The sequence below is a fragment of the Oleiphilus sp. HI0043 genome (assembly GCF_001634935.1).
Genome location: NZ_LWEY01001700.1, coordinates 1 through 8,055 on the forward strand (window position 1 = coordinate 1; position 8,055 = coordinate 8,055).

An 8,055-nucleotide genomic window follows, 5' to 3' on the forward strand; every position below is an offset into this window, starting at 1 on the left:
ATGTAGGTGCTTGCTGGGATAACTCTGTTGTGGAGCGGTTCTTTGGAAGCTTAAAGCATGACTGGGTTTTGAAAGTGCCCCAGCCAACGAGAGAGCATATGAGAAATGATGTGGCTGACTACATGCGTTATTACAACTTAGAGCGGCTCCATACTTCTAACGAAGATATGTCGCCAATCGAGTACGAAAACTCTTTAAGAAAAGTGTCCTGATTTAGTTGCGCAGAACACATTCTGCTTGACTCGTTTCACCAGTCAAACACCATTGCAGAAAAAACCAAGGAAACGAGAACGACAAGCGTTATCACCAATCTCAACCTCATGAACCAAGACTCCAACACCTCTTCCTCAAATAGCTTTCGATCAATCACCAGCAAATAGATAAAACAGAAGGCGAACACGAGCGAACTATAAATCGACTCACAAGACGCTGCTAACCAAGCTAGAAGAGTGACAAAATTACTGTGCAAGAAGAGATTGATGGATGCATCACGAAGCAGAAACAATCCCCAATGAATGCCCGCCAGGAAAGAGATGATCACAGCGGCATATATACGCAAAGCCAAGTTCAAATTAGTCTCGTGCATATCAGAAAGGAACAGATACATACTTGGGATCAAGTAAAAAGGGAGTGCTCCGGCAAAGGTCAAGGATATTGCGATACAACGCTTATTTTTGTTCATGTGGCAGATTAACTCCAAGTCTGAGTAAAACCGTTCATTAGGCACTGGCAGCGTTCGAACTGTTTTATTGTTGATACCAGTTTATAGATCTAGCTCTATTTAGATCGTTTCAATATTGTCTAGCAATGTCAGCGCTCTCTCGTGAATGAGCTGCTTTTCTTGATCAGATTTTTTAGCCCACTGCTTGGCGATAAAAGATAACCTTTGATTGTCGGCCAAGCGTTCTTCATGCCTTCCAAAAAAATCCCAGTAAAGAGCATTGAATGGACAGGCGTCGGGCGTTACCTTCTCTTTAACCTTATAATGACAACTCTTACAGTAGTCACTCATCTTGTTGATATAGTTGCCGCTCGCAGCATAGGGTTTTGTGGCGATCCACCCCCCATCAGCAAACAAGGCCATCCCTCGAGTATTGGGTAGCTCAACCCACTGTAAGGCATCGATATAAATCCCTAAATACCAATCATCTACCTCATCGGGATGAAGACCAGCCAGCAAAGAGAAGTTACCTGTTATCATTAAGCGCTGAATATGGTGGGCATAAGCATACTCTAAAGACTGTTTGATACTCTCCTTCATACACGCCATCTTGGTTTCACCAGTCCAAAACCAACTTGGCAAAGGTCTACTCGCATTCAATCGATTCTGTTCCGTATAATCCGGCATATTGGCCCAGTACATTCCTCTAACATATTCTCGCCAGCCAAGAATCTGACGAACAAAGCCTTCGATCTGCGAAATCGAAATACTAGATTGCTGTTGATAGTATGTTTCAATGGCGACATCGATCACCTCATCAGGGCTAATAATCTTGGCATTCAAAGCAAAACTCAGCCGTGAGTGATATAGGCTCCAGGAGTGAGGAGAATTGCAGGTCATCGCGTCTTGAAAGTAGCCGAATTTCGGGAGGCATACTTGGCAAAAGTATTGAAGTTGAGCCATCGCTTGTCGATGGTTAATCGGCCAAACTAGCTTAATGTTCGCATTACCGAAACTGACAATCTCATGATCGTTCAACCGTTTTAGAATGACACTTACGTCATTTTCAAACACCAGTGGCTGGGGAATATCAGCTAAGTCTTTCTTTTTGAGCGCATGACGATTGTCCTCATCGTGATTCCACTTTCCACCTAAAGGGCTGCCTCCTTCCATCAAGACACTGAAGCGTTTACGCATTTTACGATAGAAACCTTCCATTCGATGATGTCTGCCACCTTCGAACCATAGAGGTAGTTCGTTGTGCTCAAGAAAAAAATGCTCGGTTTCATAGAGTCGGGAGGTGATCTCCAAGTCTCGAGTAAATTCACGTAGTTGAACATGCAGTCGATATTCATCAGGTTGCTGATATTCAAATACCTGACAAGCGCAGCGTTCAATGACAGATGAAAGCAATGCTGGCAAATCTTTATATCCCGAGCTTTCGTCCAAATTGAAGTACTTTACCCTATGTCCTGCCTGTCTTAGATTCTCCGCAAAATCCTCCATCGCGGCAAAGAAAGCACAAACTTTTTGAACATGATGCTTTACGTAGTTAGTTTCCTGCGTCAGTTCAGCCAAAATGTACAAGGTGTCAGGATCAGATTCCTTGAACCAAGAGTGACGGCTATTTAATTGATCCCCCAAAACAAGCCTTAGACGCTTGGTTTTCAAACTCATGATTTCTCTCTCGTTGGCCATTGCTAGAAAACAGTGCGTGCAATATTTTTCAACTTTTCGTAAAAACTCTCCAGATCCCTGTTTTGAGCGCACTCAATTTTCATCTTGTTGTGAAAAAAGAGAGTTAGCTTAACTTTGTGGTCACTGAGCATAATCGTGTAACCGTCATAACTCAGTTCGAGGCTAATTTGCTGATAAATAAGCTTGCCTCCCTCCATGCTTCCTTTTTGCCGAATGCATTCAGCTGCCAGCATGACTACCTTTGGTTCAATATGCTGTTCCAAGTTCCCAACTCCTAAAATTAGAATGTGCCCCAAGACCACACCGAGCATTTAAAAGCTTATACGCATCAACGCGTCAATGGATCACCCCATGCACTGATCCAAAATGAAACCTGCTTCGTAAGTGCCTGAAACACCCTCAGCGCACTACGGAATCCATATGCTCATTAAACAACGAAGAGTTCTATACTGGTTTACTCGAGACCTGCGAATTCATGACAACCAGGCGCTGCACGCCATAAAAAGCGCCGATCGCCTACTGTGCATCTATGTCGTAGACCCTAGATGGTTTCAGCAGAAGCTATGGCAGCAACCTTCCATCAGCAAACATCGCTGGCAGTTCACCTTGGAATGCATTCAGGATTTAAAACAAAACCTCGCACGATATGACCAAGAGCTGATTGTTTTATATGGTGATACAACTGAGCTGATATCCAACCTTATCAATAATTACGGCTTTAGTGACCTCGTATTGACTCAGTCTTCCGGTTCTTATGAGCGGCACATCCTTAAAGCGATTCGCAGGAAATGCTCCGAGGCTGCGGTAATAGAATATGAACAATACACGATCTTCAATGAGTTAGAACTACCGTTTAAGGTCTCTCAGTTACCCCAAACATACTCACGCTTCAGGAAATCAATTGAAAATCAAGGTGTCCCTGACCCCCTTCCTGCCCCCAAATTCCTGCCAATCATGCCTAAGATAGATATGTTGGAAGCAGAGAAGATTCCTGATTGGCTTCCTGTGAATACGACTTCGCTCCGCTTTACCGGTGGTGAACGCGAAGCGTTTGGCCATCTGTTCGAGTATTTCTCCAGTGATGCGCCCCGTCGCTACAAGACAGTAAGGAATGAATTATCCGGCTGGACCAACAGCAGCAAAATATCACCCTGGTTAAGTAGCGGCTGTCTATCTCCACGCCAGGTCATCAAGAAATTGCTTGAATACGAACAGGAAAACGGGTCTAACGATTCATCTCGTTGGCTATATGTCGAGCTATTGTGGAGAGAATATTTCCAATGGTGGCACTTTCTAAAAGGAGACCAACTATTTAGTTTCCAAGGATCCAAAAAGTCACCCCCGCTTACTAGTTTCTACCCTGAACGCTTCAGTAAATGGTGTGAAGGCGAAACGCCTTTCAAGATTGTCAATGCCTGCATGAAGGAACTAAAAAACACGGGGTATCTATCAAACAGAGGCCGACAAATCGCAGCCAGTTGTTTGGTTAATGAATTGAGCGTGGACTGGCGCTATGGAGCAGCTTGGTTTGAGTACTGTCTCATTGACTTTGACTTGGCAGTAAATTGGGGCAATTGGCAATACATTGCAGGCGTGGGGGTTGACCCAAGAGGAGGGCGCCACTTCGATCTTGAAAAGCAGTCGAGACTCTATGACCCTGACGGTTTGTATCAAAAACGCTGGGGAGCTGAAACGGATCCAAATTTAGACTCTCGCGATGCTGCCGACTGGCCAATCATACACGAGTAATAGAGATACCGAACAAAGACGAGCAAAAAACCGAGTGATCCATTAATTGATTCCTAGCGTAACGGATCGATGAGAAAGGCAAATTTCAAGTCTACTATCAAGCAAATATTCTTTTGGAAAATATGGGGAAATACAATGTTACTGAATCATGCTTTTGGAATGTTCACTCACCCTGATGAAGAATGGGAATCGATCCGCAAAGAACATAGTAATCCGGGAAGAATTTATGTTGCATACATTGCCGTTCTAGCAATGATTAGCCCAATATGCGCCTATATATCGACGACACAGTTTGGTTGGCAAGTTGGCGATGGGCAAATCACTAAACTGACGACCCAGAGCGCTTTGCAACTCAACATAATCACCTACATCGCAATGCTTATTGGTGTATTTGGGCTTGGCTGGGCAATCGATTGGATGTCTAAAACCTATGGAGGCAAACATGATGAATATGCAGCAAACGGTATCGCCTTGGCAGCCTATTCTTGTACGCCACTTTTTTTGGCTGGTATCGCCCTTTTAAACCCTGAACCTATTTTCAACATGGCTGTATATCTTATAGCGGCAGTATATGCAGGATTCTTGATCTACGACGGTTTACCGATTGTCATGGGTATTAGCAAAGAACGCGCATTGTTGTTTAGCGGCGCTATCTTGACTGTCGCTCTCGTTTACCTTGTAGCAACAAGAGTCGGTACAGTCGTCATCTGGAGCATAGGCTTCGCCCCTCAGTTCGTATCAGGTTAAGTAAAGCGAGATAGACGGGTTCATCAATGTTGAACCCGGTCTGTCGATGGCGTTCTTAATGTCAATATGTTTTCAGCGGATGACAAGCTTGGTTGGATACCGATTGTACTAGTCACCGTGCTCAACTGTGTTCAATATTAGCTGCGATCACTACGCGCTTCTTACTAGGGTGTTCATATCTTTTGCCATGATTGATAACTCGTGCGCTAATTCTGAAAGCCCCTGACTTGCATCCATCAAAGTTTGCCCCGCGTCGGCGTTTGTTCGACTAATATCTTCAACATTCTTACTCTCCAGAACAATCTCTTCAATCTGCGTACGTTGCTTGCTCATTGAATCTGAGACGGTAGAAATATTCCCCGCCGCCTGTTTTACCGAAATGACGACTTTATCTAGCGCGGAGCCCGACATATTGACTGCTTCAGCACCCGCTTTGACATCAGAACTCGCTTTGTCTAACAAAGTTCTAATCTTCTGAGCTGATTCGTTGCTTTTTTTGGACAGTGTCCTAACCTCATCAGCCACGACAGCAAATCCTCTACCTTGATCCCCTGCACGGGCCGCTTCAATTGCAGCATTAAGTGCAAGAAGATTGGTCTGCTCAGCGATATCCGTAATGACATTCATCATGGCAAGAATACCGTCATTACTTTCCTTCACTTCCTCCATATTCTGTATCGCTGTTGCCATTGATTCAGAATCGTACTAAAGGAATATCTATGACAGGTCTGACAGAAGATAAACTGCAAGAGTTTGCTAATGGTGTGGCTGATTTGTGTGATCAGTTAGGTGTTGAGGATCATGAAGAGAAATTGACCGCGATTGGGAATACTTTTATAGGGGCAGCGCTTTCACTAGGGAAACCCAACTTCTCAGTCAATGTTGATGGCTTAGCTACAGCTTCTGTTGAATCCGTTCTAGAGGCCGTCGAAGAAGAATAATTAAGGTTGATCGAACAGGTCTAATTGTTTTTCTGAACTGTTTTTTCTTCGTAAGGTAAAGCCAAGTTGGGAATGTACTTCTGATAACCAGGCTCGATAAGCCTGTCCACACCTAGCTTCAAATGGGTAAGCCTGGTTTAGTTTTTTCCGTATCAGCTTCACATCATTTTTCCCCGTTTCGAGGATAACTGCATGAATAATTGGTCCCGCGAGCTCTCTATAATGATCTAATTTCGACGCAGAAGACACGGGTTCCAGACAGCTGACCAGGTTAAATTAATGCACAGTGAAAGTTTGAGTGACTGCCCTTGCCTGATCGGAAAGCGTTTTATTGAGATTCTTAACTAAAAGGTTAAAGGTAACCAGAGTAAAACCATCTTGCGCATATTCGAAAACAGCGTCTATATCCAGGATGAACCCTTTATCAATGTTGGTTTGAACTAGGTCCAGCATGAGTTCTACAGCATCGGTTAAACCATCTATGTCTTCACAGAAAGGAATCTCTATAGGTCTTTTCAAAAAAACTGCCTTCATTTTTTTTCTATTATGCATCAGGGATGTTTGGCTAGTATAACTCAATTGCAACAGATGCCTCTGCACAATTGTCAGGCTCAGATATCAAGCAGGTCTCTATTATAACATTGGCATCTTTTGGAATAATATCCAGAAAATCCGTTGCATCGACAACATGATTTTGGATACCTTCAGGCTTATTTAAAGGAATACTTGTTGTAGAAAATTGGTTCAAATTATCCTTTGCATATACACTTTCAAATGAAGCGAATTCACTACACCCATAATCTGCTCCCAATGCCATTGGGAAAGAACACTGGATAGTGAACAACTCCAGATCATTATCAATCTCAATAATATCATTATCACTCAGATAGACCTTTGCTTGGTAAAGCTCTCTTTGATTAACACCTAACGTAGTGTCATCCGAATATTTAACCGTTGTCATCCAAGTTATGCTTAACTTTTCTTCAGGGTTAAAGTGATTTTCTGTACTTCTATCATTTGAAAGCAGATTAAAAACCTTTGGGTCTAGAGGTGCCTCTCTAAACTCGATTACTAACTCAGGCCCTACTCCACCGCCTTGACCACCATTAGTTCCAGGGGCAGCTCCACCGCCACCACTTCCACCTCCATTACAGCCAATTAGAGTTCCAGTAACTAAGCACGTTGATATAACTTTTATAGCCGTATTTTGCATTCCTTTATCCCCTGAATAGTGAAAATAGATTATATTTCAGCATCAAAAGGGATTTACAAATCAGAGGGTCTTTGTTAGGTGACCTTTATAGACTTGATCAAAGCTAGGAAATGTTCTTTCGCACTTTATGCAATCACGAGAGAACAGTAAGGACATGCCTCCCCGCCTTTTAAATCCCTTTCTTGTACCTGCGAATAACAACCTTCACATTCGATCGTTTCTTCGCTAGTGCCCAATGCCACTTGAGTTTCTGGGAGAAACCCTTCCTTTTGAGCTTCTATAAGAATATCAGACATTTTATTCCGTTGGTATCTGTAAAACTCTGATCTTATTAGATAATAATATTGACGACCCCAAATAAAGGATCATTAGCACCTAACCTTAACGCAAAAAAAAGCCCCATATTTCAGGGGCCAAACTCAACACTACTCAACCGGGCTGCTTAAAGGTGCTACAACTTTTCATAGTAGATACTCGATTAAAAATTGAAATTCAGTTTATAAGGCTCTGTGATACTGTCCTTACTCTACCATTCAGACATAGCGCTGAGGCATAAAGTCACATTTAACCACATATTTTTCTCAAAGCTCTATAGACACTATATCCGCTAGATCATTCTAAACGGCCCTACCCTAAATCAAAGCTATTATGACAAGCCAGATAGGTATTCCCCCCCACTCTTAGCCCACTCTGGATCAATAAAACCTCTAGGTATCGCACACTCAAGCAGGTTATTTAAAGCTCTTCACGAGACTTATTCAGATTTGAACAATTAAGATTCTTGGAAGCAAGGTCGTTTTTCAAGAGAAGATGGCCTCAAACTGGACATAAGCAAAATATAGGAAGGGAGGTGCGAACACCTCCCGTTAGGCCTTACTGCCCCGTAAAGTTAGAAGCCAAGTACTTTCCGTTGATCGTAAAGAAAACGTAAAGCGTTTGCTTTTTAGGGTCTTCGATGGACTCATTCTCAAATGTAACGACCCATTCTGGGCCATGTCCGAATGATTTTTCCTCGACTGATTTAGAAGTTACGCTAGACCAAGATG

At 43.0% G+C, this 8,055-nt stretch carries 11 protein-coding genes; 4 read left to right on the forward strand and 7 right to left on the reverse strand.

All coding sequences use genetic code 11. The features are described from left to right. Positions 1-212: IS3 family transposase (locus A3729_RS25905; RefSeq protein WP_156498143.1), on the forward strand; the 212-nt coding region annotated here is incomplete at its 5' end. Between the two features lie 35 nt (positions 213-247). Here A3729_RS25905 and A3729_RS25910 read toward each other — a convergent pair. The 3 genes from A3729_RS25910 to A3729_RS25920 form a co-directional block, all read right to left on the reverse strand. Then, entirely contained in the window at positions 248-682 is a 435-nt protein-coding gene (locus A3729_RS25910) for a DUF3429 domain-containing protein (protein ID WP_068508353.1), read from the reverse strand. 99 nt (positions 683-781) lie between these two features. Further along, positions 782-2,338 carry a cryptochrome/photolyase family protein gene (locus A3729_RS25915; protein ID WP_068634428.1) on the reverse strand — a complete coding sequence of 519 codons (1,557 nt, stop codon included), beginning with the start codon at positions 2,336-2,338 and terminating at the stop codon, positions 782-784. A 23-nt stretch (positions 2,339-2,361) separates the two neighbouring features. Then, complete coding sequence (locus tag A3729_RS25920) at positions 2,362-2,622, reverse strand: DUF3081 family protein (protein ID WP_197469968.1); 261 nt, start codon at positions 2,620-2,622, stop codon at positions 2,362-2,364. A 157-nt stretch (positions 2,623-2,779) separates the two neighbouring features. Here A3729_RS25920 and A3729_RS25925 point away from each other — a divergent pair, with 157 nt between their 5' ends. Beyond that, entirely contained in the window at positions 2,780-4,108 is a 1,329-nt protein-coding gene (locus A3729_RS25925; RefSeq protein WP_068508348.1) for a DASH family cryptochrome, read from the forward strand. 135 nt (positions 4,109-4,243) lie between these two features. After that, entirely contained in the window at positions 4,244-4,855 is a 612-nt protein-coding gene (locus A3729_RS25930; protein WP_068508355.1) for a Yip1 family protein, read from the forward strand. 150 nt (positions 4,856-5,005) lie between these two features. On the opposite strand, the gene A3729_RS25935 is transcribed toward A3729_RS25930, so the two are convergent. Beyond that, complete coding sequence (locus A3729_RS25935) at positions 5,006-5,545, reverse strand: methyl-accepting chemotaxis protein (protein ID WP_082865156.1); 540 nt, start codon at positions 5,543-5,545, stop codon at positions 5,006-5,008. A 29-nt stretch (positions 5,546-5,574) separates the two neighbouring features. Between A3729_RS25935 and A3729_RS25940 the strand changes: the two genes are divergently transcribed. Beyond that, positions 5,575-5,796 carry a hypothetical protein gene (locus A3729_RS25940; RefSeq protein WP_068634429.1) on the forward strand — a complete coding sequence of 74 codons (222 nt, stop codon included), beginning with the start codon at positions 5,575-5,577 and terminating at the stop codon, positions 5,794-5,796. Between the two features lie 276 nt (positions 5,797-6,072). Here the strand turns inward: A3729_RS25940 and A3729_RS25950 are convergent, their stop codons facing one another. The 3 genes from A3729_RS25950 to A3729_RS34705 all read right to left on the reverse strand — a co-directional run. Beyond that, positions 6,073-6,315: a hypothetical protein gene (locus tag A3729_RS25950; protein WP_156490373.1), complete on the reverse strand. Its 243-nt coding sequence runs from the start codon at positions 6,313-6,315 to the stop codon at positions 6,073-6,075. Between the two features lie 46 nt (positions 6,316-6,361). After that, positions 6,362-7,009 carry a hypothetical protein gene (locus A3729_RS25955; protein WP_068507266.1) on the reverse strand — a complete coding sequence of 216 codons (648 nt, stop codon included), beginning with the start codon at positions 7,007-7,009 and terminating at the stop codon, positions 6,362-6,364. An 873-nt stretch (positions 7,010-7,882) separates the two neighbouring features. Continuing rightward, on the reverse strand, positions 7,883-8,055 hold a 173-nt coding region (locus A3729_RS34705; protein WP_197476106.1), incomplete at its 5' end, for a DUF6488 family protein.